The organism is Rhodohalobacter sp. 8-1, from assembly GCF_038150125.1.
GTDB lineage: Bacteria > Bacteroidota > Rhodothermia > Balneolales > Balneolaceae > SW132.
Map to the genome: position 1 here is coordinate 16,898 of NZ_JBBVMF010000019.1, position 26,785 is coordinate 43,682.

The following is a 26,785-nucleotide window of genomic DNA, read 5'->3' on the forward strand; positions in this document are numbered from 1 at the left end:
ATTGCACTGCTTTGCAGCACAGGATCAAATGGACGGATCACATAAAAAGTCACTTCCATCCACCCTTCAACCACCATTTTTATCGTCTTAAATGATTTTTTTTGGTTGATAGCAGAGCCTCGATGTGAATGTGAACACGACTCAGTTTGTTTTTTAGTATAATCCCGCATCATCATTTTGAGATCATTCACCCTGGTATTATGTGGAACCTCAACACTCTCGAGTCCAGTAAAAACCGATTCACCTTTCGCCTGATAGAGAACGGTGAGTCGCTCTCACACCGGCAGTTTCTAACGCTCCTATCCGAAAATGAGGAGTTCATCCGCTGGTACAACCGACTGCTGGCGGATTCTGAATTCGATGCATTTTTCTGGGAGAACAAACCTGTGACTGAACAGAATCTGGATAAAGATTATGAATGTACGCTCGTGGAAAGCGGGCTGCTCTCTCGTGTTTCCCCGGATACCGCCACGTTTGACTCCTACTTTGAGGACGACTCAGATGTGGTTCAATTCCCAAATCTCGGCGACGATGCTCAGCTGATTGTCCCCTGCCCCATTACCGATGATTCTGTCTACACTCAAATCGGCAATTTTGTCCGTGAAGCGCCTGACCACCAGGTTCAGAATCTCTGGAAACAGGTTGGCAAAGAGATGCTCAATTCCGTTCAAAAAGAACCCCGATGGCTCAGCACCTCCGGACTTGGTGTCTACTGGCTGCATGTCCGGATTGATTCCGTGCCGAAGTATTATCAGACTGAGGAGTATAAGACGGTTTGAGTAAGTGAGGGGGTGAAAGAGGGATGGAGGGATGGAGTGAGGGAGTGAGGGAGTGATGGGGTGATGGGGTGATGGGGTGATGGGGTGATGAATGTATTGTAATCCATGAAATGTTCTTTGCCTTGGCAGGTTTCACGAAAAGGCTTTATTTAAGATGGTTCCCAGCGCGAGGAGATTTCGCTAACGCGGGGAAAAGATGAGCTCGGCACCGCCATGCCGACCCATTCCGCACTGGCGGGCGGCTCGGCATGGCGCTCTATTTCGTAACGTTTTGCCCGCCGTTCATAACCGGGTGCCCCTGTCACCGGTAGCGAATGAAACGAGCCGAAGGATCTCCTTTTTATTGGCAGGAGTTGCAAAAAGGCTTTGTTTAAGATAGATCCCAGCACAGGGAGATTTCGCTAACGCGGGGAAAAGATGAGCTCGACTTCGTCACCCTTCACATACGTTCAGGCTTCCTGCGCTCGAGATGACAGGTTCTGCTCCCAAGTATGGGCGGCGTATCAAATTCACATATTTGGAAAACTTCGATTTACGCCGCCTTAGCAGCTCATTTCGCACTGACAGGCAACTCGGCATGTTATACTAATTGATAAATTTTTCACTTTTCCCTTTTCCCTTCTCACTTTTCACTTTTTAATCATTTGGTGAATTAAAAATTAATACAGATCATTATGACGTTATTTATCCGGAACCACTGCTGAATCAAAGCGAATGATCCTGTCTGCCGAATTTTTAATCCTATTACTCGCATTTGCGAAATACAACGGCATCGACCCGTCAGAGCTGTCGGTTGCTATTCGTAATGGTGACCATCAGGCATTTAAAACATTTTATGACGAGCACTACGACGGGCTATACCGCTTTATGGTGAGCCGCGGAATGAGCCATGATGAAGCTGAGGATCTGGTTCAAAAAGCGTTCGTCATGATATGGGAGAAGCGCGACGGCATTGACGAAACCAAATCATTGCGCGCTTACCTTTTCCAGATTGCCTACTCCCGGATGCTGAATCATGTTGATTACCACTCAAAGTTTAATGATGACGATCAGCCAGATGACGATTCTGCGACTCATACCCCGGAAACCGATGTAAACTACAGGGAGCTTCTCCGGATTGTGAAGCAGGCGATCAGGAATATGCCCGAAAAACGCGGTCTTGTGTTTGAATCGTGTTTTATGAATGAGTATACGTATAAGGAAACGGCAGAAGCGATGGATGTGAGCGTTAAAACCGTGGAAAACCATATGACGCTGGCATTTAAGGATCTTCGAGCGTTTCTGTCTGAAAAATATGACGAGGAGATTTTATCAAAATTTATTCCGAAAAATGACTAGGGGTCAGTAGATGACTCAGCTGTATTACAAGTAAACAATCACATTTTTTGATACCGCATTTTGAACAGATTTACTTACATATTGGCTATTTCGGGTTTGCTCATCCTGAGTGCGTGCTCTATTGATGGATTTGAAAACACCTCTGCTCCTATAACAGACGAAGAAACGCAACTTGCCGGGCAGATTATCGGAGAATCTATATCTGAAAACCAGCGTGGAATGCTTTCAACTTTCTCAGAAGCATTTGCCGTGCCCACATCATTCGGCCTTATCACTGGCCCTTCGCTGTTATCAGCAGGGAGTTTCAGAAATCAGGAGAACTACAGCCATTCGTATGATGCAGAGTCCGGCGAACACCAGGTCAGCTACACGGTTCGTCGCGAAACGCCGCTTTTGAATTCAGAAACGAATGTTTCCCTCACCTATATTTTCTACGACAATGACGAAAACTTCATTGAATTTCCCGATCAGAATTCTAACCGGATTGAAGCAGTAGATTTCAATTCAGAGCAGAGCGGTTCCATCACAACCGCTTCTAAGAATTCGGTATTCAGCCGAACAGACCGCATCATTATGTCCGGCCTCACAGATAACTCTGAAACGCTAACGCTTGATGGGTTTCACTCCGGCGAGGGTGTTTTTTCAAGCACAATGAATTCCGGCGACCAGATTCAGCGCGAGTATATCCTGGACATGAACTACCTGGATGTTCGCATCGATAAGTCCGTAGTGCTGGCCAACCGAAATTTCAGAAACGGGGTAAACGGAGCCTTGAGCTATGAATCCACAGTGCGTGACATGGATAGTCAATCCGGTAACACCAAGATTGTGAACGGCACGATTGAGCTGAACGGCGACGGTACGGCCCTTCTTAATTTTCGTGAGCAAATTGAACCGATTCGGCTTCGGCTGGATGACGGTAAAGTCTTTGATGAAGATGAATTTGAAGGCAGAATCATAGAATTGAATCTTGACGAACGGATCTTCACCATTGCCAACGGCCAGCGAATACAAATTGATAACCAGACAGAAATAGACGACGGGGAGTATCAAACCCTGGAAGATGTTGCAGCAGCCATCAGCAATAATCGCCGTATTATTGCTGAAGGGGACTATTTTCACCCCTATGAAAATGTGAACCTTTGGATAGCTACGACGGTAGAGTTTGAGGAAGAATCTAATGAATTTGAAGACCTCGTAGTCTCCGTCAATGAAGCAGATAACTCATTCACCCTTTCTAATGGGGATCAGCTGTTCATTACGAATGACAGCGACATCGAGTTTAATGACGGCCTAAGTTCTCTTCAGGACGTAGCCAATGCAGTAGAGAGTGGCCTGCCGGTTTTAGCTGACGGAGACTTTACGATAGATCCCGGTTCCGGAAACAGGCTTATTGCTGAAGTCGATTTCAAAATGGAGTTTGAAGAATTCGAAGCGATTGTAACCGCAGCTGACAGTGTTGCTAATTCTTTTTCATTAGATAATGGCAGAGATGTGATGTTAACGCCGGAAACCGTGATTGAAGGTGACTTCAGCACAATTTCTGATGTTCAGATAGCTATTGAAAATGGGCTGTCGATTGAGGCTGACGGCGAATATTATCTGGGGGCATCAGGTGAAACCTGGATTGCCGTTCAGGTCAGTTTTGATGAGGATGATAGCGATGGTAATAGTGATGATGATGATAACGGAGATGGCGATGACGATGGTGAGGAGGATTAATTATGAATAGATCAAAGATTTCACGGAATAATGAGAACGACCCCGATAAACAATTATCAGAAGCTTATGGCAATATTCTCGAAAACCGACAAGAATCGTCCGAAATTAATGATCCACTCTATAAAGCTTTACTAAATGCTCGGGATGCAGATCAAAATGAAAAACGAGACATTCCCGTGCGGGGTAAAGAGTCTTCCTGGGACGCCATCATAGATACGATCGGGGACAACGATTCCGCGAGTCAAAACGACAATAAGGCAACGATTATACCCATTCGGTCTCGCAAGACATGGCTGAAAGCAGCTGCTGCAATTATCCTGATTGCGTTCTCGTCTTTACTGCTTATACAGCAATTCAGTGAGCCCGGACCGGTCCAAATGGCTGAAGCCGGATCAACCGTTCAAACTGTAGAACTGGCGGATGGAAGCACCGTGACACTTCGCCCTAATTCATCACTTTACAAACTTCCGGCTGATGAGGGTCGGCGCGCTTACGCACTTTCGGGTGAAGCCCTCTTCGATGTGGTTTCTCTGCCTGATAAACCCTTTTCCGTGGAAGCGGGCTCCGGCCGGGTAATTGTCACCGGCACACGGTTTAACATCGCCGAACGCAATCAAACCGCGAAAGTATTTCTGCTGGAAGGAAGCGTACGATTTGAGACCAAAGACGGAGCCGAGTCGGTCAGCCTTGAGCCGGGACAAGCTTCAGAAATTGACCAGGATATGCAGTTGCGACAGCCGTTTACCTTCGAAGCAGACCTCATAACGAGCTGGACACAAAATCGCCTCACGTTCAGAGACCGACAGGCCGGGTCAATTTTTGATGAACTGGAGTATCACTTCGGTATTCAAATAAACGCTCCGGAATCAGTTGAAAATGAATCACTTGGAGGAACTATCCAGCTCGACAGTGCGGAACAAAGCCTTAGCGATCTTGGTACTGTACTCGGCGGCTCGTTTGTACAGACCGATGATAACGTGTACGAATTCAGACAAGACGCCAACTAACAGACATCAAAACGACTATAGGAAAAACCTCCATTTTGAGATCACTATTTTGCAGCTTTGTGACTGTTCTTTTTCTTGTATTTGTACCGGTGGTGGCGTACGCTAATTTCACGTTCAGTGATACGCCCCTGAAATCTGCATTTGAAGAGATTCAGGAGGAAACCGACTACTTTTTCCTGTTTCGTGAATCGCTGGTGGCAGGTATTTCTGTGACATTTGAGAGCACTGAAGAAGCGATATTTGATGATCTCAAATCGTTGCTCCGCGACTATGATCTCGCGGTTTCGGTTGATCATGGCCGACAGCAGGTACTTATTACAAAACAAATCTCCAGAGACTTCGAGCCGGCTGTTGCCAGGCTGACAGGGCAGGTTGTGGATGCCTCCACCGGTGAGCGCCTGCCACACGCCACGATAATCTGGAAAAGTAACGGAGAGATTACAGGAGTTGCGGCCAACCAAGCCGGACGGTTTGACGTTACCCGGGAGTTTAAATCCGGAGAAATCACACTCACTGCCTCTTTTATTGGCTACGATAGCCGTGATGTCACCCTGGATATGTCAAATACCCGAAGGTTTGATGATCTGACTGTCCGGCTTACACCGCAGGCTGTTCAGGCAAATGAAATCATTATTTCGGGATTCTATGGATTTAATCCAGCCGATACGCTCCTGAGCGGCATGATTGATGCAGGACGATTCAGCCCGCTCGGTGAATCAAATTCAATTCGCGCACTTCATGCTCATCCCGCCGTAACAAATGGCACAGCTTTAAACGACGGAATGAATATTCGCGGCAGTACGCCCGATGGTTTTCTTGTACTGCTCGACGGCATGAGCATTTTTAACCAGAGTCACATTTACGGACTCCTCGACAGTTTTAATGCAGATGCGGTTCAATCGTCCGGTTTCTATTATGGCGTTACGCCTGCAAATATTGATACCCCCACCGGCGGCAGCCTGAACCTGATTACCCGCACCGGGTCGAGAAGTTCGTATCGCGGTACGGCTGGAATCAGCAATACCAGCGTAAACGGAACGCTTGAGGGGCCGCTTGGCAACCGAAGCAGCTGGCTGATCTCGGCTCGCACATCGTATCTTAATTTGGTGAACTGGTTAAATAATTCAGACTTAATTCAATGGGGACTCGACATCAACCGGCCCCGGCGGGTGGCGGGTGATGAAGCCGATTTCACAGATCTTGTGCTGCGTCCCGGCGACTCATCAGCGCGCTTTGTAGACCTTCACACAAAAGTATATACCGAAACGGCGTCTGCAGGACGATTTATCCTTAGCGGGTATTTTGGCGGCAACGATATATCACAGAAAGCGGATCGAAGGACGAGGCTCGCAGGGTCCGGTCGTGAGTTTACGTTTGAAGAGGTCACCACCTCCAACACATGGGGAAATGCACTGCTAAGCATTAGATATGAAAACGAATGGAGCGACCGCTTGTACAGCACCTCATTTGCTGGCGTGAGCGCTTACGAGACGGATTTCGAAAAAGATGATTTTGTCTATTCCCGAATCACAAACTCATCAACTAACGAGGATATTGCAGTATTTACCTACCCATTTCAAAACCGCAGCGTGATGAACGAGTTCAAACTTAAACAAGAACTGGAATGGAAACGCCTCGGTCTTTCGGTGATTGGTGGAGGGTCACTACGTTATTACATCGGTGAATATAGTGAAGCGTCGTTCGATCGTCCCTCCTACACATCCACTACAAATGCCATTCTTGCTGATGGATATCTCCAAACAAGCTGGCAGCCGTTCAGCGGACTTGAGCTGGACGCCGGAAGCCGGATGTACTATTACAGCCCGGATGCCAAATTCCGGTTTGCTCCACGATTACGAGCATCATATTCGCTATTTGATGCAGTTACTCTTACCGCCGGGTATTCCGTTACTTATCAATTCCTCCACAAAGTATCCATTCAAAACAGCACGTCAGCCGACGTTTGGATTCTTTCAACCGAAGATCAGGCGCCTGCTTCGGCTCGGCAGCTCACGGCCGGTATTCAGTTTGCACCTGATCCGCTGTTTTACCTTCGCGCAGACATCTACCGGAAAGAGTACGAAAACGTGCGCTTTCATGAGCTGAACACCCAAACGCTGTCCAACACCTTTTCAGGCACGCCCTGGTTTTATCAAAATGATGGCGATGCGCAGGGACTCGAACTGATTTTACGCAACCGGCTGAGCCGCTTTACTCTGTCTCAGACCTACACCTGGTCGGAGATATCTTACACGAATCCCTTTTTGCTTGATGGAGAATCGTTTTACGCCGACTGGGATCGCACACACTCGTACAATGCCGTACTCGAGACGCAACTTTCAAAAGGCCTTCAGCTATACCTCTCGTGGGTATCGATGAGCGGAGCTCCCAATGCGCTTGCTACATTTGGCAGCGACAACCGGCAGCGGCTTGATGCATACCATCGGTTGGATGCAACCCTCTCCTACGGCCATCGGTTTGCGGATGAATCGTCGCTTGATGTAAGTTTCTCCGTTTTTAACCTGCTCGACCGCGAAAACGTATGGTACCGCACTTACGATTTAAACTTTGACGAAACCCGGACCATCCCCCGCCTGGCCCAGGTACCTGTTGATGTCCTGGATCTTGGGTTTCAGCCATCATTTAAAGTGCAGTACTCGTTTTAGTCATAAGGTGTTGCGATTGCTTTATTTATGTATTTCTGCCCATACACTATTACTCTCATTTAAGTGCAGTCTCGGGATCCTTCCTATCAAGATTTAATAGCAGAAAAGATGAAGATTTTGTTATTCAGATATTTTATCTAACCACGGTATAATGAGTGACTTGAGTCTGTAAATCTGCTTAGAAAGTCACACCTTTTTCATTATAAGAGTCAAAGAAAAGAGAATTTTTATTGTTAACCCAAACTACATTTCCTCAATAATAAGCCCCAAAAATAGCCTTTTCGGAGAGATTCAGAATTAGATTAGGTACGGCCTCTATTTTATAAGAGACCGTACCTATATAATGTGCTCTATTGTTACTTATTTGACTTCAAAAACCTCAGCGAGTCTCGGTATCAATGCATTTTGAGTAGCCCACAATGCACCATCATTGCCAAAGGTTATTGCGGTAAGAATTGGAATGCCTTTAGCCACCTCTGTGCATGATTTTACACTCAGATCACAGGAATTAATTGTCCCTCCAAGATCCTCTGGATTTAATATCTCTACTGCAAACCAACTCTGTTCATCAAGTTCAGCAACATGCAGATTCCCTTCAGAATCAAATGCGAGATCTATAATTGAGGTGAATCCACCGTCGAAAACTTTCTCACATTTCGGACTCGATCCACACATTGCTCCCGAGGCATCAGGCGCTATTTTCCAAATATTTGAAGCACCAGTCGGTGCAGGAAATCCTTTCAGTTCACCTACGTAATAGTAGCCGTCAGGCCCTATTGCTACACTGGTCGGTACCGCTTGTGCAGGTATCATATCTGGAAGAGTACATAACCCGTCTTCCGGTTCAGGAAGACAGTTTAACAGATTCTTAATATTTGCTGTGGAAACCAGCTCATTGGGAAATACGGCGACCACTTCAATGTTTCCCTGATTATCAATCCTTAGCAGATCGTTTCCGCCGGCATCCACTACAAGGGCAGCATCTCCTCCAAGCGATTGAACATCAAAGGGATTGGAGTCTATCAGCTCTGCACCGTCCGGATTGAATGTCTCTTCAAATGCAAAAAGATCGGCAATCACTCTGTTTTTGCCTTTTGTAGCTCTGTACAGTGCCTGGCCGGTATCATCGCCAGGAGCTTCTGTCAGTCCTTTTATGGCCCACAGTGAGCCACGTCCGATTGGACTTATACCTGAAATTCCCGGTAGCGGGATGTCGGTGAATCCATCTTTCGTTGCGATACCGGCACCCGCATCGGCAACAAGAATGTCTCCATTTGGTGCCGTTGCCAAACCAAAGAGCGGACTTGTAAACCCTCCCCCGTTATTCTGTCCCGGATTTGGACGTTTTTTATTGAGACTTGTTAATTTGCCGGACGTGTTACTTCCAAGAATAGAGTGAGGGCTAATCTCATTTGAAGAGATCAGCTCATCATTAGAGGATGCTGTTTCCGGTGTTGTAATGCTTTGATCACTGCACGCCGTAATTGATAATAAGAAGCAGGCGGCAAATAGTAACCAAGCTCCCTTGTTTTTTAGATAACCACAACTATAAACAGTTTTCTGCAAATTTAACGGTTTCATATATCTCCTTGTTTATTTGATTTTTAGATGTATTGCTCTCTAAGCATGCTCTCTGATATTTATTTTGCCAGAGTTTTTACTCACTGTATATAATGGCATATTGAATAAATAACATATTCCTTCACCCACTGCAAATTGTTGCAGAGCAATACATTATTACGTTAATGTTTAAATAGAAACAATATCATAAAAAATCAATTCAGACACATTTGTTAATTAATTTTTGAACACTTTCAGATACTTAGAAATGAATATATCCATATAGATTAGCAGCCTAATAATGTGCTGTTGAAGGTACTATACTGTTAATGAGATTGATGAGAATTTTCCATCCCTCTCCCGGCCTCTCCCTATCCGCCGGCTGGCGGAAAAAACACTCCACAGGGAAAGGGGCTTTAGCAAAATGTTTTAATTCAGCACTATTATGTCTGCCATTGATGTGATCTTGCCAGCTCGGCTCAGCGAGGCGAGGTACGTAGAGCGGCGTCGCTGACCCGCTACCTCTAAGCTTTGAATAAATCCTGATTCCTTTGTAAAGACCCATCACTATTCACTCAGTGGTAGAAAAACACACTAAATCCGTTGAAAACAACTTTCCCTCTCGGCTCAGCGAGCCAAGGTACGTAGAGCGGCGTCGCTGACCCGCTTCCTCTGAGCTTTGAATAAATCCTGATTCCTTTGTAAAGAATTGTCACTATTCACTCAGTGGTAGAAAAACATACTAAATCCGCTGAAGACAAATTTCCCTCTCGGCTCAGCGAGCCGAGGTACGTAGAGCGACGTCGATGACCCGCTACCTCTAAGCTTTGAATAAATCCTGATTCCTGTGTAAAGACCCGATACTATTCACTCAGTGGTAGAAAAAACTAAATCCGTTGAAGACAAATTTCCCTCTCGGCTCAGCGAGCCGAGGTACGTAAAAAACCCACCGGCTACCAACCGGCGGGTTTTCATTACTATTGCTTTGGGGTATTGGACAATTTTTTAGTCATCTTCATCATCATCGTCGTCATCTTCATCATCATCCTCTTCCTCGAAACCTTCAAATGAGTTTTCAATGTTCTCATTTATTTGCTCGAAGTTGTTGCTGACATTTGGATCAAGATCATTTCCGCTTGGGTCCTTGAACCAGCTGTTGATGTCGATGTTTATAACAAGATCTGTACTTTCAGATTCAGACACATCGAGCGGCGGATTCAGCTCCATTTCAATTTCAAAATCTTCCCATGATTTAAAGGTAAATTCCTCTCCCTGGTAAAGTCCTTTTACCACAACCGAATAGGTTCTGTCACCGTCTCGGAAATCGGGATCACTCAAGGTAGCGGTATCTTCCTCGTCATCCGGTCGCTCCACTTCAAGTTCAAACTCATCGTAGAGTCCCGGCAGGATATTCTGTGCAGAAATATTTATAGGTGAGCCATCAAGCGGAAGATTCACAATGAAACCCTCCTCTTCAAAATCCAGAGAGTCATCTGAAACACTCTCAAGTTCCATTTCATCGATATAGAGTTTTACTTCCTGAATTTCATAGCTCATTAGCTTCTGTGATGCCATTAACTGTCCAGCGGTAGATGTTGAACCGGTATTTATTTGCATCTGAACCTGAACTTCGGATCGCCCGGAATCTGATTCGGGATTTATGATATTACAACCCAAAGCTGCGAAGGATGCGAATAAAATGATCACTAACTGCGTTACTAATGGATTTTTCATGAGTTTGGCTGTTGATTATTGAAATTCCGTTTGTGGTAGTAATACAGATGAGATGAAGGTGTCCCCCTAACGGGTTTCTATTTTTTTTGATACGTATATCGAAGCTCCTGCTTCGATTGCTTTGTTTCTTCTTATACATCAATTCTGAGCCACAGGGCCTGATTTCATACGGCGGACCAATGTTTAATTATCAGTCTTTTTCTGACTTTCGGGCCTGTCGAACAGGGACGTTCGACTTACGTAAATCGAAGCTCCTGCTTCGATTATTCGAAAACGGGCAATTAACAGGTTACGAATTGAATTTTTGCTGAAGCCCGTGACCCTATGGATTTCGTATCAATCCCAATCCGTTTCCAGCCATGTCGAACGGGGACGTACGACCTACGTTATCTTAAATATGATTTGTATTCACATTACTGTATTAGTATACTCATACAGTAGAACAAATAAATATATATCTCAGATAAATGACAGTAATCACATAAACTTATAACGAACAGATGATATCCATAAAAAACCTTTCGTTTGCTTTCAAAAAGAATAAACCACTCTTTAAAGACCTTTCTCTCCAGATGGAGACCAGTAAAATTTACGGGCTGTTCGGATTGAATGGCGCAGGTAAAACCACGCTTCTAAATCATATAACGGGTATGCTTTTTCCGGCAGAAGGCGAGTGTACTGTTAATGGAGTTACAGCACGTGAACGGTCGCCACAAATGCTGAGTGATCTTTTCCTGATTCCCGAGCAGTTCGACCTGCCTTCTATGACCGGCACACAATACACAGAGATTCACGCCCCTTTTTATCCGACATTTGATGAGGCCCTGTTTGAGTCTGTGATTGATGAATTCAAGGTTGATATCACATCCAAGCTTCAGGAACTCTCATACGGTCAGCGCAAAAAATTCCTTATTGCGTTCGCCCTGGCTACGAATACCCGCGTGCTTCTAATGGACGAACCCACAAACGGCCTCGACATCCCGGCAAAAAGTCAGTTTCGCCGGATTGTGGCATCACTTGATTACTCAAACCGGTGCATCGTCATTTCAACTCACCAGGTTCGGGATCTCGGTGCGATGATCGACCAGGTTTCGGTTATCAAAAACGGGGAAATCGTCTTCAATCACGGCCTTGATGCCATTCAGAAGAACTTGTCCTTCAAAAAAATACCGGCCGATTCTGAAACTGACTACATCTACGGAGAGGAGGCTCTGGGTAGCGTTCATGCTGTATTCAGAGCCGGAGCTGTCAATGAGCACGCATCCGAAGAATTGGATATGGAGCTACTGTTTAACGCTATCATCAGCCAAACCAACAATATTCAAGAAGAATTTAAAACTGTATCAGTATGAAATCATTACCGATGACAAACGGCTTTTCATTCGAACGATTCAAATGGGTTACTTATCGATTGCTTGTAATCAACAAAAAAGAGTATGCCTTTGGAATTGGAGGCACACTTATCGGACTATACGCTTTTTGGATTCTGATGGGAGTTTTTGGGTCGCAACAAACGCTGCAGGAAAATAGTACGATCGTTCTTGCATTCGGCACCGTGATTTACCAGATCGGTGGCTACGTACTCACCGCTTCGATCTTCAGCGAACTTCAGTCGCCCGGGTCTGCTGCGCAATTTCTCACCCTGCCTGCCAAAACCGGAGAAAAGTTGTTTTCCGGCTGGGTGATCTCTTACGTTCTTTACACACTCGTTGCATTTCTGGGACTTTCATTACTAATTTTAGTCATGTCGCTCACAGGCAATCTATTGTTTGACGGAGAGTTTCAGAACTTATACGATTTGACCAAGATCTACCTGAATAATGTTGTACTTGTCTACCTTGTCTTTAACAGCATATTTTTACTTGGGGCAGCCTACTTCAAAGGGAAAAACTTCTTAAAAACTGCCTTCTCAATTTTTCTCTTTTTTGTGTTCATGGGTATACTCATGATTATTCTATCAAATATTATTTCAAATTTTGCCGGTCCGGTAATGTTTAGCTGGTCAGTTTATCCATTCGCATCTTTTGAAAGTAGCGGCATATTTAAAAAACTGTTCCTTCAATTACTATATGTTCTGCCGCTCACGTTACTATTTCTAACCTTCAGCTACTTTCGTCTCAAAAACAGACAGGTGGCGTAATGGATTTCTCAGAAAACAGGCCTATTTATCTCCAGATTGTCGACCATTTTTGCAGTCAGATTCTGAACAGAAAATGGACGCCTGACGAACGGATTCCATCTGTTCGGGATGTTGCTGTCCAGCTTGAAGTAAACCCCAATACGGCCATACGGGCGTTTCATTATCTTCAGGAAAAAGACGTCCTCTATAACCAGCGCGGCGTTGGTTACTTTGTGGCTGATGACGCCTATGACAAGGTTATTGATCTGAAACGCGAGGAGTTTATCGAATATAAGCTGCCGGTGCTGTTTAGAGATATGAAGCAGCTTGGATTTACATGTGGTGAACTGGAGGACTTGTATGAAGAGCATTATGGGGAATGATTATAAGCAGGAAGTACAAATTAATAGTTATAAGATAAGAGTTTAACTAACAGCAACAGGCTTCTAAAAAAGCATGTTGAATAGTTTTTCCTGTCCTTTTTATTCAATGAATGCATTATACTGACCATCCCTATCAAATCTACTCTGGAGAGGAGAAATGGATTTGAAGACTGCTGTACGCAGATTATCAAACCGAGAGGTTTGTTGGAAAGGTCGAGAGGTATGCTATGGCTTCAGCTTCTATAAATGCCTGCGAAACACACCCCTGATTTTCGAAAGACTTGCTTCGCACGCTTTCTCAATTCTGTCCCCTCTTGCCATAGTTAGGGATCCCTCCGGGGCAAGATGGGATTTATACGTATCCCTTACGACTCATTGCTTACTTATGCCCCCGAATAACCAATTCACAAATCAACAAAAAACTAATCAACTAATCAATCTATGGCGCCCGGTTCGGATAGTCCGTAATGATTCCGTCCACGCCTAGCTCGAGCAGGCGGATCATCTCATCCCTGTCATTTACGGTCCATGGAATTAGTTTCATGCCTAACCGATCTGTTTTATCGACCAGGAGCGGTGTTACAAGATCATAACTCGGGCTCCAGATATCAGGGGTAAACCCAAGAATTTCCGTCATTAACTCTACCGACTGAGATTCGTCGTAAACCAGCATGGCGAGTGTGACGTCAGGATCAAGCTGACGCATTGCAATTAGAGTTAATGGATCAAACGACTGTACTATGGTGCGATCTAATATATCAAGATCTACCAACTGGTCGTAAAGAAGCTGCGCAAACTCATTTGGCAGCGGACTGTATACGCCGTACCAGTCGGGCTGGCTTTTGGTTTCAATATTGTATCTCACAGGTGGATAATTCTGTTCATAAACATACGTCTCAACAGCCAAAATAGCTTCTGCAAGTAGTGGCTTAGTCACATCCATTGCCTGCTGATCCGGAAAATTAGAGTTACCCCGTCGCCCCACATCATAGAGCTGAGTCTCTTCAAAGGTCATTTCAAAAATGTTAAGGCTTCGTTCTACCTCTTGAGTAACGGGGCTGCCATCAGCTCTTGATGTGATGGTATGATTAAACCAGGGCTCATGTGACACGACTACCTGGCGGTCGCTTGTAACAACGACATCAAGTTCCACTGTATCTACACCTTCTTCCACAGCTCGTAAAAATCCTGGTATTGTGTTTTCGGGGAGAAGTCCGCGCGCTCCGCGATGCCCCTGGAGATCGTACTCAAAGGAAGGTTCGTCCAATGAGCAAGCTGAACCTAATACAATTAACAGACAGAGAAGTGTAAGTCTTTTCATATGATCATATTTCACGGAAATGTAGTGAAAACAGTGGTAAATTCATTTACGCATACTGCGTTCCCCAAAAGTTTAACATTTCCTTTAAAATGAGAATTTTACTTTTTTTTATTACCCTGTTCCCGCTTCTTCTGGCTCAATCTCACCTTATCGCCTTTCAGGACAACGATATCACAACATTTATTTTGGTTCGCCATGCTGAAAAGACAAGCGACAGCCGTGATCCTGGGCTGTCACCTGATGGGATTGAACGTGCGGAGTTGCTGGCGCATATGCTTAGTGAAACAGACATTGATGCTGTATACTCTACAAACTTACAGAGAACAACCAGCACCATTCAGCAAATAGCCGATATGAATGAGCTCGAAATACAGTTTTATGATTATGAAAATCCTGAAGAGACAGCTGCCTCTTGGATTGACCAACATCGTGGAGACGTTGTCTTGATATCAGGCCATTCAAATACAACCCCCGAATTTACAAATGCACTGCTGGGCCGGCCTTACTTCCAAAAAATGTTTGATGAATCTGATTATGGTAACCTGCTGATTGTTACAATAACTGATTCAGATTCACCGCAGCTTTTACACCTCAGATATTAAACAGAAACTCATCAAATCTGCAATTTAAAGCATACATTGAGTTAAGTATTTCCACTCAAGGACACTATCTTTAGGCCATTCAATTTTAAATCGAAGATCTACACAAAGAAAAGCGCATGAACTCAGAAAAGCTTCGTGAACTGCAATCCCCTCTAAAATCTAAGTACAAGGAAAATCCGGAAGAAGCAATTGTTACGCTTTCATCAATCGGAAAAATTGGTGACGGAGTCACGTGTAAAGTTGATACCGGTAAAGCAATGGTCGAAGCGGGACTACACCCGGCCACTGGTGGCGACGGCATGGCGGCATGCTCAGGTGACATGCTCCTTGATGCACTGGTTGCCTGCGCCGGTGTAACCCTCAATGCCGTAGCAACTGCTATCGAAGTCGACCTTGGCAGCAACACCGAAATCCGCGCAGAAGGCGATCTTGATTTCCGCGGCACGCTTGGCGTTGACAAAGAAGCGCCTGTTGGGTTTAAAGAGATCCGGCTTACATTTCATCTCGATACTAATGCCAGCGAAGAACAGATTGCATCTCTCATCAAATTAACCGAGCGCTACTGCGTGGTGTTTCAGACGCTGAATACTAAGCCTGGGTTAGTTACGAAGCATGAGGTTGTGGGCTAAGCGACCTGCAAGAGTGACGAACGACAGTGAGTCTCCTGGCAGAGTCGCCACCATTTCCTTCAACTGATCCATCACAAATTTCTACCCCCCCTAACACCGCAACTCTTCCAGGACCTGACGGACTCTTGAAGGTTGATGAATAGCGACCTGCAAGAGTGGCGAGCGACAGCGAGTCTCCTGGCAGAGTCGCCTCGTTTTGCAGCGTCCCCAGGCCAGAAAAATTTTGAAATTGTAAATAAGGTTTCTGCACACTACTTTTCATCAACAAGAAAAAATAAAAGAGAGAGAAAAAAAATGGAACCACTTGAAGAGGGGAACTTTTATCACATATATAACAGAGGAGCTGGCAAAGCTTCAATATTCTTTACTGCCCACGATCATCACTTATTCATTAACAAATATTTCTATTATCTACATGTCTCTTCCGAATCATTTGCGTGGTGTTTACTCAAAAACCATTTCCATTTACTCCTGCGGGTAAGAACGATTGAGGAGCAGATTCAGACATTTAATGACGTAAAATCGAATTTTCCTGAAAATTCTTTTTATGGTGATCATTACAACTCACCAAAACCCTACAAAGTTTCTCAGCAGCTTAGCCACCTCTTTAATAGCTACACAAAAAATATTAATCTAAAAACCAACAGAAGCGGAACATTGATTGAGGGTTCATTCAAGAGAAAGAAAATAATGGATGAGGTTCATTTTCTTCACATTGTATGTTATATCCATCGCAACCCAATTCATCATAGGATTACAGATAATTATTCAGAATATCCATATTCATCATATCAACACATACTTTCAAACAATCATCCTTTTACTGAAACAGGTGAGTTGCTGAATAGATTTGGTGGGGTCAAAAATTATATAGAAGCCCACCATGAGTTCAAGCTTATGTTGGGCGATGAGTTTTATTTGGAGTAAGCCTTTAGCTTAAATCTATATACAGGTGTTGCTCAACTAATCAGCTCCAACACCTCAACTCTTCCAGGACCTAACGGACTCTTGAAGGTTGCTGGCTCAGCGACCTGCAAGAGTGGCGAGCGATAGCGAGTCTCCTGGCAGAGTCGCCACCATTTCTTCAAAAAAACAATCAATCAATAGTTCCTACCCCGACACCGCAACTCTTCCGGACCTTGCGGACTCTTGAAGGTTGCTGAATAGCGACCTGCAAGAGTGGCGAACGACAGTGAGTCTCCTGGCAGAGTCGCCACCATTTCCTTCAATCGGTCAATCGCACACGTTCCCTAACTTAACACCGCAACTCTTCCAGGACCTGACGGACTCTTGAAAGTTGCTTATTTACTCGCTTTCATCTTATCAAATTCACCGATACTGCTCTTAACCATTTCATAGCGATCTTCAGAGATTCCGACGACAATGGCGGGTATCACAAAGAGTGTAAGTATGGTGGCAAACGTCAGTCCGCCGATGACTGATCGCGCAAGCGGACTCCATGTTGCGGAACCGGCGCCAATTTCTAATGCCAACGGTATCATGGAAAAAATTGTGGTTAAAGCGGTAAGCAATATCGGCCGCATTCTGCGCTTACATGCCTGCAGGAACGCAACAAGATATGCGCGCTCCGTACTTGCTGTTTTCCCGGTATAGAAATGAATGTAATCCACGAGCACAATACCGTTGTTTACCACAATTCCAACCAGGATCACAATTCCAATGTAGGCCGGAACACTTAGCGGTGTCCCTGTGATAAACAGAAAGACGAGCGATCCGAAAAACGCAAGCGGCACTGTCATCATGATAATAAACGGGTCTCTGAGGTTTTCAAAGAGGGAAGCCATCACCATATAGGTGAGCAGCAGAGAAAAAAGAAATGCAAACATCATTTCAGTCTGGCTCTGGTCAATATCAGACGTGGAGCCTGTAAAATCGTACCTGAATCCATCAGGCAGCACGATTTCTTCGGTAAGTATCGACTGTATGTTCTCCTTGTATTCATTTGCGTTTCCCCTCACATTAACCGTCAGATCAATATACACTTCACGATCTCTTCTTGAAATCCGGCTCAGCCCCTGGTGAAGCTGAAAGTCACCCACTGCTAAAATCGGGATTCGAACATCATCTGTTTGAAGAACATCGAGAGCAAACAGGTCTTCTCTATTTTGAAACCGGTCTCGGTCATTTCGAACCTGGATGGGAATCTCCCGGCCTTCCTCTCTGAAAAATCCTGCCCTTGATCCGCGGGCCTGCGTTCCAAAAGCGTTTGCCACCTCACCAGCTGAAACACCTATGCGGCTAATTCGCTGACGGTCTAATACGTAGTGCAACTCCGGTGTCGGGCGGTTTCGGTTTGTGGTTACTGATGTGACGTTTTCCTCTTCTGTAAGCCGGTCTTCTATTCGGACGGAGTATTCCTGCAATGTTTCGACATCCGGCCCGATTAGCGTAAGACGTATGCCGCTTCCGCCCCAGCCCCGGCCGGTGGGTATGCCGCCCCCCCCGCTCGCTTCTACCTCAAGATCAACCTCAGGTGAATCGAGCATTTCCTGGGTCAGAGCTACCATATCCTGAGTCGTACGGGTTCGTTCCGATTGGTCCGTCAACAGAACTTTCATTTCACCAAGATTCGACTCACGGCTCCAGCGCTGCCGGCCAATACTCGTGATTACTGTCTGAACCTCTTCCAGTTCCAGAAGCCGGTCTGTATACTCTCTTAGTTCAGTAGCCGTATTATAGAGTTCATTCCCGGCGGGAAACGTGACTCTGACTCTATATTCACCGCTGTCATTTTCGGGGAAAAATTCGGATGGAATGGCCGTAAACAAATATACTGATCCTAAAATGATACCCACAACAAATACCAATACCGTCCATTTTTTATCCAGGATCCAGATCAGTATTCTGCCGTAGTTTTGTTCCAGGGCATTAATTGCCTTAAACATCATGCTTTTCCGATTGAACTCTTCACGCTTCAGAATGAGTGAGGCAAGCACCGGTATCAGTATAATGGACGCAATAAATGAACTCGTGATAGCAATGGAAATCGTAAGAGCGAGATCACGTGTCACTGTTCCCGTAACCCCGCTTACAGCGAGGATCGGTACAAAAACAGCCAGGGTTGTCAATGTCGATCCCAAAAGTGCACCGGTCACTTCATTTGTGCCCTCAAGAGCCGCCTGCATTCTTTTCTGGCCGCTTTCAAGCTTGTTGGCGATGCTTTCCGATACCACAATAGAGTTATCAACAAGCAATCCAATGGCAAGTGCAAGGCCGGTTATGGAAATTATGTTGAGGCTGATATCCAAAAAATACATTGCAGCAAACGTGGCGGTCAGCGATACGGGAATACTCATAGCAACAACAAACGCGATTCGCCATCCTCCCATAAACAGCAGCAAAATCAAGATAACCACGACGAGTGCGATGAGTGCCGACTGCGACAAGTTAGAAACCGAATCCTGGATAAACTCGCCTTCATTACTCAATACCTGCATATTTACCCCGCCCGGAAGACTGCTTCGAAAGCTTTCCATCTGATCCAGAACTGCCTTGGCAACATCAAGCGTATTGGCATCCGACTGCTTCTGGATTTCAATCTTTACGCTGTTTTGACCGTTTACCTCTTCAAGAGATTCAATATCGGCGTACGTATTCTCTACAGTAGCTACATCAGAAACACGGATGGGCACCCCGCTCTCACTTATTTTGATAACGGTTGAGCGTATTTCATCAATCGATTTATAAATGGCTTCTGCACGGATGCTATAACTCACCCGGTCAGACACCAGCGAGCCGATAGGCCGGTTGACATTATTGCTTTGAATTGCACTGACTACTTCATTAGGTAGTACGCGGCTGCGGGCAAGTGCATCAGGATCAAGCGTCACAAAAAAGTTTCGCTCAAGCCCACCTTGTGTATCGGCCGCGGCAACACCCGGAATTCGCTCAAGCCTGGGTTCAACAAAATCAATCGAAAGCTGGCGCAGTTCGTCGAGGCCCATTGACCGAGATTCAATACTGAGCTCAATAATGGGGGACCTGTCCGGATCAAACTGAAAAATGACGGGCTCATTGGCCTCTGCCGGCAGCTGCTGCCTGATGCGGTCCATTGCCTCCCGGATTTTCATTTCCGACTGCTGAATATTGCTGTTAGGATCCATCCTGAGAATAATAAACGCTCCTCCCTGCCGCACATTTGACTCGAGTGACTCGATCCCCTCCACGCCCATAATCGCACCTTCGATAGGTTCCACTACCAGGCGGGACATATCCTCCGGGTTTACATTCTGATAGTTCACCGATACCGCCAGCACTGGGATGTTGAATGCAGGCATCAGCGTCACTTTAAGGTTGGCAAGTGCGAACAGTCCGAACCCAATCACAATCAGTGACATCATGAACACCGTGACCGGGCGTTTCAGAATTTTTTCGGTAAGCGTGATTTTTTTCATAGCGATGGGGTTACGAATCTTGGTTTTTCAGGGGATCTTCTTTGTGGACAGCGTTGAATCCGAATCCTTCAACCCAGCTGTTAACGATATAATACATGCATGGAACCGCAAAAAGCATCAAAAAGGTACTCATAGTCAGCCCGCCAATAACGGTTCGGGCCATCGGGCTCCACGTTTCAGACCCTGCTCCGATCTGCAGCGCCAGCGGAACCATCGCCAGGATTGTAGTGAGTGCGGTCATCAGGATTGGCCGCAATCTGCGTGTTGCCCCATTTGCAATTGCATCCAGCCGCTCATGCCCGCGAGCCTGGAGTATTTTAATGTAGTCAATCATTACGATCCCGTTGTTCACCACAATACCGGTCAGAAGAACCAGGCCAACCATGGCTGTAACGCTCACCGGGGTTGATGTAATCCATAACATCAGCAGTACTCCTGTAAGCGCAAGCGGAATAGTGACGATAATAATCAGCGGTTCCACAAGGCTTTCAAACTGAGAAGCCATTACCATATAGGTAAGAATACCGGCAATCAGGAATGCGATGAGCAGATACTGGAATGATTCTCTTTGATCCTCCGCCGAGCCGGCCACTTCGTACCTGTATCCTTCAGGCCAGTTAATCTCGTCGAGTACGCTGCGAGCCCGCTCAGTTGCGGTTTGAAGATCAAGCCCGGCAAGGTCAGCTTCTATTTCAAGCATCCGTTCCTGGTTGATGCGAAGTATGCTCGACGGACCGGTAAACCGTTCAATACGCGCCAGGTTATCCAGCGGCATCCATGTGCCGGCGGCCGTCTGAATCTGTATTTCTTCCAGTTCATCAGAAGCCGACCTGTCCCTGGGGCTTAGCTGTACCAGCACCTCAAATTCTACTCCCTGATCTACGAATGTTGTTGCCACATCGCCCCGGACAGCATTACTGACGGCCGTTGCTACCTGGGAGGTATTCAGGCCTGCCCGCGAGATACGCTCGCGATCCATCTCAATCCTGAGCTCCGGGCGTCCCTGATCGGCAGTACTGAAAACGCTTGCAATCCCCTCCGTTTCACGCAGGCCATTCGTGGCATAAGAAGCCAATTTCTGCCTAACATCAGGATCATACCCGTAAATTTGAACAATCAAACCGGTTTCGCCATCGGGGCTCAGCGGATCTTCTCTTACTTCTTTAATATTGGCCCCGGGAATAGCCTGCATAGATTCAAGAAGCGATGAGGTAATTTCAAACTGCCCTCGCTCCCGCTCATCCACCGGTACCAGCTCCACGCGAACAACACCCTGATTTCCACCTGGATTATCGGCACCTTCAATCCCGGTTTTGTCGCCGTAGTCTGATACAATCAGGCGGGCTTCAGGAACCTCATTTCTGATCACATTTTCCATCTGGACGATCGTTCGCTGAAGCTCAAATAAATTAACACCCGGCTCACGCTGAACCTCCAAAACAATTTTATTCTCATCTACTTCGGGAAAGAACTCGCCGCCAAGTAACATGTAGATGGGCAACGAGGCTATCAGCAGAATAAAAGATGAAACGACCACCAGCCCGCTTTTTTCGAGTGATTTACTCACTGCCTTGTTGTAGGATTTTTCCAGCCGGTCGAGCTGACGTGTTAAAAAAGGCTCCACATGATTTGAGAATAGATGTGAAACTTTTTCATTCAGCCATCCAAAAATGAAAATCAATGGATAAAGCGGAATGACAACCAAATAGACCGGTATTGACAGAAATATATTTCTAACGGATCGACGGCTCCAATCGACCAGTTTTTTAAAGGTTGATCGGTCATCCGGTTCTTCAAGATCTTTCTGAAACAGTTTGGAGCTCATTACCGGTATGATGGTAAGAGCCACCAGTACCGATACAATCAATGCAAACGATATCGTTAGGGCGAGATCTCTGAATAGCAACCCTGCAATTCCGGGTACGAAAAGCACCGGAAGAAAGACCACAAGTGTTGTAAGCGTACTGACGATAATAGGCGTAGATACTTCCTGGGCACCATTTACAGACGAGCTCGGCCCGTCAGCGCCATCTTCCTTAAACCTGAAAATATTTTCCAACACGACTACTGCATTATCCACCACCAACCCCACGGCAAGAGTTAATCCTGACAGCGATATTATATTCAGGCTGACATCAGCCCAGCTCATAATACTGAACGTGGTGATAATTGATACCGGGATGGAAATGGCTACAATCAGAGACGACCGGCCACTGCGAAGAAACACCAGCAGCATCAGCATCACGAGAACGATGGCCTGGATTGCTGTAATGACCAGATTGCTGATGGACATCTCAATAAAGTCGGCGCGGTTGGTAAGAATATTGAGTTCTACGCCAGCCGGCAAAATCGTTCTCAGGTCGTCAAGTGAGGCCGTCACACCGCCCGCTGCCGTCACAATATTGCTATCGCTCTGTTTGTATACATTGATAATCACGCCGTCATTTCCCTGGACACGAACATTTCCAATCGGCTGTGATATGCCGTCTTCAACGGTTGCTATATCTTTGAGATACACGGGATTTCCATCTTTCACGGCCGCAATACTGTTTCGTATCTCTTCCACATTTGTAAATTCGCCGATCGTCCGCAAGGAATACGATGTTTCCCCTTCAGACAGTTCACCGGCCGGCACCTGTACATTTTCTTGACGAAGTCGACTTGCAACCGCTCCAATATCAATATCGTACATCCGCATCTGTGCATTGCTGAGCTGTACGTTAATTTGCCGGGTCAAACCACCTGCAGTTGCAGCTGAGGCAACACCGGGAATTCGTTCAAGCCGCTGTTCAAGCTGCTGCGTTGAAACCGTTCGAAGCTCCCGCGGACTTCTTGTATCTGATGTTAGCGTAAGGACAATGATCGGTTCATCATTAGGATCATAAGAAAACACGACGGGCTGTTCGGCATCCTGGGGCAAGCCTCTGCGAATTTGATCGAGACGTTTCCGCACTTCCGTTTCTGCAAAAAAGAGATCGGTTCCCCAGCTGAAATTCAGCCTCACGACCGAGGACCCCTGGCTGGAAATAGAGCGGACACGTTCAATACCCGAAATACTACCCACTGATTCTTCAATCGGCCGTGTGATCAGCGTCTCCATATCTTCCGGGGCTACACCTTCGTAAGTTGTGTATACTGTAATGGTTGGAAAGGACACATCGGGATAGAGATTCAGCCTCAGATTAGACAGGCCAAACAGCCCAAATCCGATCAGGATAAGGCTGATCATCAAAGATGTGACCGGGCGGTTAACTGCAATTTTTGAGAGATTCTTCATTGTATTAGTTGCTACCGGTTGATTCTGCACCTGAGTTACTGCCGCTTCCCTGTCCGGATTCTGCTCCGGCATTATCACCACTGCCTGCTCCCTCAGCCGGCTCCATCACATCAATTGTGCCGCCGCGACCGGGTGATGGTGATTCCTGGCCGGCAACACGAATTCGCGCTCCATCCTGAAGGCCCGACTGCCCGGTAACAATGATGTTTTGCCCTTCCTCAAGCCCTTCCAGAATTTCAACACGCTCTCCTTGTTCAAGGCCGAGTGTTAAGTTCTGTCGCACGGCAATTGTATCACCCTGGGCAACAAAAACTGAGTAGTTTCTGCGAAGCTCAACTGTATTTGTCTCAGGCTCTATGTACGTTTCTACGTTTTCAATCATTGCCGTTCTCGGGATCACAACCGTATTCTCTCTTGTTTCTAGCGTAATCCGGGATTCGGCAAGTACGCCTTGTCTTACTCGGGGTGTCACATCAACAAGACTCACAACAACTTCGCCGAGACCCGTTTCAGCATTAAGCTGAGGGCTGATTCGTGAAACCACGCCTCTTGCAATGGATTCACGAGTGTTACTCATTTGCAGATCTACGGGCAAACCAACAGAAACGGCATCCCAATCGTCCATTGGCAGAAACAGACGGGTTTCATATCCCACGAGATTAGCAATTGTAAAGGCAACGGTACCGGTTGTGGCAACGTCCCCCTCATCGATTTCACGGCTTAAAATAACACCGTTTACCGGGCTTCTGAGCACTGTATTTTCAAGATCTTCACGGGTGTTGGTCAGTGAAGCCTCAGACGCTTCCAACTGTGCGCGTGCCGTATTATAGGTAGCACGTGCCTGATCAAATTCAAGATTACTGATGGCGCCGGACTCAAAGAGCTGCTGCTGGCGGTTGTACTGAATGCTGTCTCGCACGAAGGCTACCCGGCTTTGCCTCATTTGTGCCTGTGCCTGCTCGTATGCATCGCGAAAGGGAAGTTCATAAATTTTAGCTAACCGCTCTCCTGCACTAACCGTATCGCCCAAGTCAGCGTAAATTTCAGTCACTCGATTGCTGACCTGTGGGTTGAGGTCAACAACTGCCTGTGATCTGATGGTGCCAAATGATCGGATTTGATCTGATATTGACGACTCCTGAACGTTCAGTACCTCCACGCTGGTTGCCTGGCCTCCTCTCTGACCGAATCCGCGGCCGTTATTTTCTTCTTCTGTGTCGAAACCGCAGCCGGTCATTATAGTAGCTGTGATGAATGCTATGGCACTAAGTATTGCTATTTTTTTCAATGGATTGATAATGCGTTGCTGTGAATGAGTATGTGATTAAAAATGTAGGGACTTCTATCGTGTGATCAACACCATTGTTACATCATTTAATTTCTGATTACCCAATTTTGCAGGTTTTTTATAAGCTTTTACAAGATAGGGGCTCACGGAAGCTTCATAAATTTTTACCCCTGTTGCAATTCATTTGAGAGTAGCTACCGCGCAGGGTTCAGGGTTCAGGGCACCTACATACAGGACCTCTAAGCGTGCGAACGGAGTGAGCTCCTTGAAGCGTCCGGTGTTGGTGATTCGTTTATTCGTTTATTCGTTTATTCGTTTATTCGTTTATTCGTTTAAAAGTTGGTTCAAAATTGTCAAAGTCCAAATTAATGTAGCGATACTTAAGATTTTCGATTGTTCATTTGTAAACTTACCAATTTCGCCCCAATCGAACTCCCATCCCAAGAGGGGACAGAAGCAGCCGCGTACAGCGGACCTTCAGGGGTGGGTCCGTGTGGTGCGAGGCTATGGACTCATATCTCACACATTAAATCTAATATCTCAATAAAATTGGAGATCCCGGATCGAGTCCGGGATGACTTCTAATTTAGGCCCGCGGCTCAGGACTCAGGACTCAGGACTCAGGACTAAAAACCCGCAACTCTGCCAGGAGCTCTCTGCGTTCGCACTCTTGCAGGTTGCTCAAATCTCAAACCCATAACGCACCACTCGCCGTATTCCTGTCTCCTCATCCGTCTCACGCGTATACATCTTGCCGTTTTTAATTGTCACAATCGGCTCACCCCGGGGCCATTCAAATTTAGTTATTAGCTCGCCGGTCTCTTCAAGAACCCACCATTCAAATACAGATAAATCATCAACAATAGTCGCAATCCAAAGTCGGCCCTCAACATCTACAAGCATGTTATCCATTGCCGGCCAGGTATCGGGTACCTCATTTTGACTGACTAAATCAGCAAGAAAAGATGTACCCTGAGAATTGATTGCATCCTCCTTAGTCATCTCCAAATGATTAAACGGATGGTAAAAAGCACTTAAGTAATCCCCTTCAGAGTTGTACTTTTTGATCAATAATTGATCTGACAGCGCTGAGTAGATATATCCATCCTCGGATACAGTGACTATAGGTTTTGTAAATATCTGAGGCCTCGGTGATGCCCGGGAATAAGGCCCTTGAAATTGAAAGTCCTCCGGCGCTTTCCCTGTAATTTCATACATTGGTACAGGCTCCGTGATTGGTTTGATAAGTCTACCATCATCTCCCATCGTGTAAAAGAAAATCAGTCTGTCATCTTTGAGTTCACCAGCTTTATCCGCAAAAGTCCTTATAAATCTGGTCATTCTAATCAAGAATCTCTTCTCATTAATAATTAAGGTTTGATTCATTTGTGCATCAGCAAGTTCATCAAAACTACCTTTATTTGTTGGATTTAAGTTGATTGTGTGTATCAACTCGAAATCGTCAGTAGTATGGAGATTCGCCCTTGCTTTCATCCCATCCATTAAGAATAGTTGATCAGATTTTATAACCGGAAAGGGGCCAAATGTATACTCACCAGGCCCATTTCCGCTTCTGCCAATTGATGCAAGATATGATCCATCAGATTCAAATATATTGAGCGTGTTTTGTTGATGATCGTTGATGTAAACTCTCCCTGAACGATCAACATCAAATCCACCCAGTCCGCCAAACGTTAGTTCAGGAGTGTCGCCGAATGAGCGTTCGCGCTCGAACCGTATATCAGCTTTCGCTTCCATACCGGATGGATAAATGGTAAGATTTTCAATTTCATCCAGGCCTGCCGGTAAATCTATGGGCCTTTCGGACGTGCTTTCGGTACAAGATGTAAGGATTATGGTTATGACTAACATGCTGCAACAGGTTACAATGAAACAGGGTTTTCTCATGTTTTCCTCTTCTGTTTTTTAGTGTTGACTTAGTGTA

The 26,785-nt window shown here is 45.8% G+C and carries 18 protein-coding genes; 11 read left to right on the top strand and 7 right to left on the bottom strand.

Annotation, left to right across the window (positions count from 1 at the left end; translation table 11 throughout):
- Nucleotides 1–200 precede the first annotated feature (200 nt).
- The 5 genes from AABW11_RS16015 to AABW11_RS16035 all read left to right on the top strand — a co-directional run bounded on the left by AABW11_RS16015 (nucleotide 201) and on the right by AABW11_RS16035 (nucleotide 7,512).
- The gene (locus tag AABW11_RS16015) at nucleotides 201–779 is read left to right on the top strand and encodes a DUF6940 family protein (RefSeq protein ID WP_340106139.1); all 579 of its coding nucleotides are present in this window, start codon (nucleotides 201–203) and stop codon (nucleotides 777–779) included.
- Between the two features lie 714 nt (nucleotides 780–1,493).
- Nucleotides 1,494–2,117, top strand: a complete 624-nt coding sequence (locus tag AABW11_RS16020) for an RNA polymerase sigma factor (RefSeq protein WP_340106140.1) — start codon at nucleotides 1,494–1,496, stop codon at nucleotides 2,115–2,117.
- An 81-nt stretch (nucleotides 2,118–2,198) separates the two neighbouring features.
- Nucleotides 2,199–3,839 carry a DUF5666 domain-containing protein gene (locus AABW11_RS16025; RefSeq protein ID WP_340106141.1) on the top strand — a complete coding sequence of 547 codons (1,641 nt, stop codon included), beginning with the start codon at nucleotides 2,199–2,201 and terminating at the stop codon, nucleotides 3,837–3,839.
- A gap of 2 nt (nucleotides 3,840–3,841) precedes the next feature.
- Nucleotides 3,842–4,846 (top strand): FecR family protein, encoded by a 1,005-nt coding sequence (locus tag AABW11_RS16030; RefSeq protein WP_340106142.1) that lies wholly within the window; start codon nucleotides 3,842–3,844, stop codon nucleotides 4,844–4,846.
- A 35-nt stretch (nucleotides 4,847–4,881) separates the two neighbouring features.
- The gene (locus AABW11_RS16035) at nucleotides 4,882–7,512 is read left to right on the top strand and encodes a TonB-dependent receptor (RefSeq protein ID WP_340106143.1); all 2,631 of its coding nucleotides are present in this window, start codon (nucleotides 4,882–4,884) and stop codon (nucleotides 7,510–7,512) included.
- A 360-nt stretch (nucleotides 7,513–7,872) separates the two neighbouring features.
- Here the strand turns inward: AABW11_RS16035 and AABW11_RS16040 are convergent, their stop codons facing one another.
- Together AABW11_RS16040 and AABW11_RS16045 are read right to left on the bottom strand one after the other, a co-directional pair.
- A complete protein-coding gene (locus AABW11_RS16040; RefSeq protein WP_340106144.1) occupies nucleotides 7,873–9,093 on the bottom strand; it encodes a ScyD/ScyE family protein in 1,221 nt (406 codons plus the stop codon).
- Between the two features lie 984 nt (nucleotides 9,094–10,077).
- On the bottom strand, nucleotides 10,078–10,806 hold the full coding sequence (locus AABW11_RS16045) for a hypothetical protein (protein WP_340106145.1): 729 nt from the start codon (nucleotides 10,804–10,806) through the stop codon (nucleotides 10,078–10,080).
- Between the two features lie 500 nt (nucleotides 10,807–11,306).
- On the opposite strand from AABW11_RS16045, the gene AABW11_RS16050 reads away from it, so the two are divergent.
- From AABW11_RS16050 to AABW11_RS16060, 3 genes are read left to right on the top strand one after another with little or no spacing between them, the layout of a single operon-like run.
- Nucleotides 11,307–12,158, top strand: coding sequence for an ABC transporter ATP-binding protein (locus tag AABW11_RS16050; protein WP_340106146.1), 852 nt, complete (start codon nucleotides 11,307–11,309; stop codon nucleotides 12,156–12,158).
- Nucleotides 12,155–12,946 carry a hypothetical protein gene (locus tag AABW11_RS16055; RefSeq protein WP_340106147.1) on the top strand — a complete coding sequence of 264 codons (792 nt, stop codon included), beginning with the start codon at nucleotides 12,155–12,157 and terminating at the stop codon, nucleotides 12,944–12,946. Before AABW11_RS16050 ends, AABW11_RS16055 begins: the two co-directional genes overlap by 4 nt.
- Entirely contained in the window at nucleotides 12,946–13,308 is a 363-nt protein-coding gene (locus AABW11_RS16060; RefSeq protein ID WP_340106148.1) for a GntR family transcriptional regulator, read from the top strand. Before AABW11_RS16055 ends, AABW11_RS16060 begins: the two co-directional genes overlap by 1 nt.
- A 439-nt stretch (nucleotides 13,309–13,747) precedes the next feature.
- On the opposite strand, the gene AABW11_RS16065 is transcribed toward AABW11_RS16060, so the two are convergent.
- Nucleotides 13,748–14,629 carry a glycerophosphodiester phosphodiesterase family protein gene (locus AABW11_RS16065; protein WP_340106149.1) on the bottom strand — a complete coding sequence of 294 codons (882 nt, stop codon included), beginning with the start codon at nucleotides 14,627–14,629 and terminating at the stop codon, nucleotides 13,748–13,750.
- An 89-nt stretch (nucleotides 14,630–14,718) separates the two neighbouring features.
- Between AABW11_RS16065 and AABW11_RS16070 the strand changes: the two genes are divergently transcribed.
- The 3 genes from AABW11_RS16070 to AABW11_RS16080 all read left to right on the top strand — a co-directional run bounded on the left by AABW11_RS16070 (nucleotide 14,719) and on the right by AABW11_RS16080 (nucleotide 16,787).
- Nucleotides 14,719–15,231, top strand: a complete 513-nt coding sequence (locus tag AABW11_RS16070; protein WP_340106150.1) for a phosphoglycerate mutase family protein — start codon at nucleotides 14,719–14,721, stop codon at nucleotides 15,229–15,231.
- A gap of 116 nt (nucleotides 15,232–15,347) precedes the next feature.
- Nucleotides 15,348–15,860, top strand: coding sequence for an OsmC family protein (locus AABW11_RS16075; RefSeq protein WP_340106151.1), 513 nt, complete (start codon nucleotides 15,348–15,350; stop codon nucleotides 15,858–15,860).
- A gap of 135 nt (nucleotides 15,861–15,995) precedes the next feature.
- The gene (locus AABW11_RS16080; RefSeq protein WP_340106152.1) at nucleotides 15,996–16,787 is read left to right on the top strand and encodes a hypothetical protein; all 792 of its coding nucleotides are present in this window, start codon (nucleotides 15,996–15,998) and stop codon (nucleotides 16,785–16,787) included.
- A 374-nt stretch (nucleotides 16,788–17,161) separates the two neighbouring features.
- Here AABW11_RS16080 and AABW11_RS16085 read toward each other — a convergent pair whose 3' ends face one another.
- The 4 genes from AABW11_RS16085 to AABW11_RS16100 all read right to left on the bottom strand — a co-directional run bounded on the left by AABW11_RS16085 (nucleotide 17,162) and on the right by AABW11_RS16100 (nucleotide 26,748).
- Nucleotides 17,162–20,275, bottom strand: a complete 3,114-nt coding sequence (locus AABW11_RS16085; protein ID WP_340106153.1) for an efflux RND transporter permease subunit — start codon at nucleotides 20,273–20,275, stop codon at nucleotides 17,162–17,164.
- A 10-nt stretch (nucleotides 20,276–20,285) separates the two neighbouring features.
- Nucleotides 20,286–23,552 (bottom strand): efflux RND transporter permease subunit, encoded by a 3,267-nt coding sequence (locus AABW11_RS16090; protein WP_340106155.1) that lies wholly within the window; start codon nucleotides 23,550–23,552, stop codon nucleotides 20,286–20,288.
- A 4-nt stretch (nucleotides 23,553–23,556) separates the two neighbouring features.
- Nucleotides 23,557–24,840 (bottom strand): efflux RND transporter periplasmic adaptor subunit, encoded by a 1,284-nt coding sequence (locus AABW11_RS16095; protein WP_340106157.1) that lies wholly within the window; start codon nucleotides 24,838–24,840, stop codon nucleotides 23,557–23,559.
- A 681-nt stretch (nucleotides 24,841–25,521) separates the two neighbouring features.
- The gene (locus AABW11_RS16100; protein ID WP_340106158.1) at nucleotides 25,522–26,748 is read right to left on the bottom strand and encodes a 6-bladed beta-propeller; all 1,227 of its coding nucleotides are present in this window, start codon (nucleotides 26,746–26,748) and stop codon (nucleotides 25,522–25,524) included.
- Nucleotides 26,749–26,785 lie beyond the last annotated feature (37 nt).

Coding starts and splice junctions, on each gene's coding strand:
- AABW11_RS16085 (WP_340106153.1), bottom strand. CDS start 20,275: ATGAAAAAAATCACGCTTACCGAAAAAATTCTGAAACGCCCGGTCACG.
- AABW11_RS16015 (WP_340106139.1), top strand. CDS start 201: ATGTGGAACCTCAACACTCTCGAGTCCAGTAAAAACCGATTCACCTTT.
- AABW11_RS16075 (WP_340106151.1), top strand. CDS start 15,348: ATGAACTCAGAAAAGCTTCGTGAACTGCAATCCCCTCTAAAATCTAAG.
- AABW11_RS16045 (WP_340106145.1), bottom strand. CDS start 10,806: ATGAAAAATCCATTAGTAACGCAGTTAGTGATCATTTTATTCGCATCC.
- AABW11_RS16050 (WP_340106146.1), top strand. CDS start 11,307: ATGATATCCATAAAAAACCTTTCGTTTGCTTTCAAAAAGAATAAACCA.
- AABW11_RS16065 (WP_340106149.1), bottom strand. CDS start 14,629: ATGAAAAGACTTACACTTCTCTGTCTGTTAATTGTATTAGGTTCAGCT.
- AABW11_RS16020 (WP_340106140.1), top strand. CDS start 1,494: ATGATCCTGTCTGCCGAATTTTTAATCCTATTACTCGCATTTGCGAAA.
- AABW11_RS16055 (WP_340106147.1), top strand. CDS start 12,155: ATGAAATCATTACCGATGACAAACGGCTTTTCATTCGAACGATTCAAA.
- AABW11_RS16100 (WP_340106158.1), bottom strand. CDS start 26,748: ATGAGAAAACCCTGTTTCATTGTAACCTGTTGCAGCATGTTAGTCATA.
- AABW11_RS16030 (WP_340106142.1), top strand. CDS start 3,842: ATGAATAGATCAAAGATTTCACGGAATAATGAGAACGACCCCGATAAA.
- AABW11_RS16070 (WP_340106150.1), top strand. CDS start 14,719: ATGAGAATTTTACTTTTTTTTATTACCCTGTTCCCGCTTCTTCTGGCT.
- AABW11_RS16090 (WP_340106155.1), bottom strand. CDS start 23,552: ATGAAGAATCTCTCAAAAATTGCAGTTAACCGCCCGGTCACATCTTTG.
- AABW11_RS16080 (WP_340106152.1), top strand. CDS start 15,996: ATGAATAGCGACCTGCAAGAGTGGCGAGCGACAGCGAGTCTCCTGGCA.
- AABW11_RS16040 (WP_340106144.1), bottom strand. CDS start 9,093: ATGAAACCGTTAAATTTGCAGAAAACTGTTTATAGTTGTGGTTATCTA.
- AABW11_RS16060 (WP_340106148.1), top strand. CDS start 12,946: ATGGATTTCTCAGAAAACAGGCCTATTTATCTCCAGATTGTCGACCAT.